Source organism: Kocuria sabuli, assembly GCF_040981185.1.
GTDB classification, from domain to species: Bacteria; Actinomycetota; Actinomycetes; order Actinomycetales; family Micrococcaceae; genus Kocuria; species Kocuria sabuli.
This window is the reverse complement of sequence record NZ_JAVHZE010000059.1, coordinates 1-881: the sequence shown is the minus strand read 5'-3', so window position 1 is coordinate 881 and position 881 is coordinate 1. Positions and strand designations below refer to the sequence as shown.

The 881-nt window shown below is 57.7% G+C and carries 2 protein-coding genes; both read left to right on the top strand.

Annotation, left to right across the window (positions count from 1 at the left end):
• Positions 1-641 (top strand): fimbrial protein (locus RE027_RS17840; RefSeq protein WP_368809640.1); only part of this gene is annotated, 641 nt, incomplete at its 5' end.
• Positions 642-650: 9 nt separating this feature from the next.
• Positions 651-881 (top strand): fimbrial protein (locus tag RE027_RS17835; protein ID WP_368809639.1); only part of this gene is annotated, 231 nt, incomplete at its 3' end.

Sequence of the window (881 nt, the reverse complement as noted above, 5' to 3'; positions counted from 1 at the left end):
ATGTCCACATGGGGGGGCACGAAGAGGTGGATACGGGCGGCGTCTTCCCGGTGAACGACAGCAATCTGACCTTCAAAATACAGATTGTCAGGCCGTTCATCGGCTCGGTCGTGATCCCGCCGAAACTGATGTTTAACGTCTATGTCACCACGACGGAAAATGACCGGCCCACCGTAATCGTTTATCAGATCACCTACAGCGGCGTAATAACCGTCCCGCAAAACTGCGTGATTAACGCCGGGCAAACCGTCACCGTCGATTTTGGGGCACTCTACCACGGCGATTTCACCCAGGCCGGACAGCGACCCGACAGCGTAGCGCCAAAAACCTTTACCGTGCCGATCGAATGCAACGCTGATGTCAACTCACCGGCGCAGCTCACCCTGCGGGTACAGGGGACGGCAGACGCTCGTTTCGCCAACGCGCTGGCGACGGATAACCCGGACGTGGCCGTCGTCGTGACCAGCCCGCAGGGCGAGATCCTGCGGCCAAACGTGTTCTCAAGCAGCGTCCCCTTTACCACGGATATGTCAGGACGCGCGGACGTGACGCTGCAAGCCTACCCCATCAGCACCACCGGGCAGTCGCCAGAGCTGGGCGTCTTCAGGGCGCTGGCGCTGTTACGCATTGATTTCGCCTGAGGAAGCGTAATGACCATTTCATGGAAAAACACCGTATGGCTGAGCGTGGCCCTGTTAAACCCGCCGCTGGTGAAGGCTGACGACACAAGCTTTAACGTGCAGTTTATCGGCACCATCGTTGGGGAATCCTGTAACGTCGATACTAACAGCGCAGAGCAAACGATCGACCTAGGTAAATTTACGACAGAGAAATTTCCGCGCGTGGGCGACACGACACCGGAAAAGCAGTTTGCCATCACG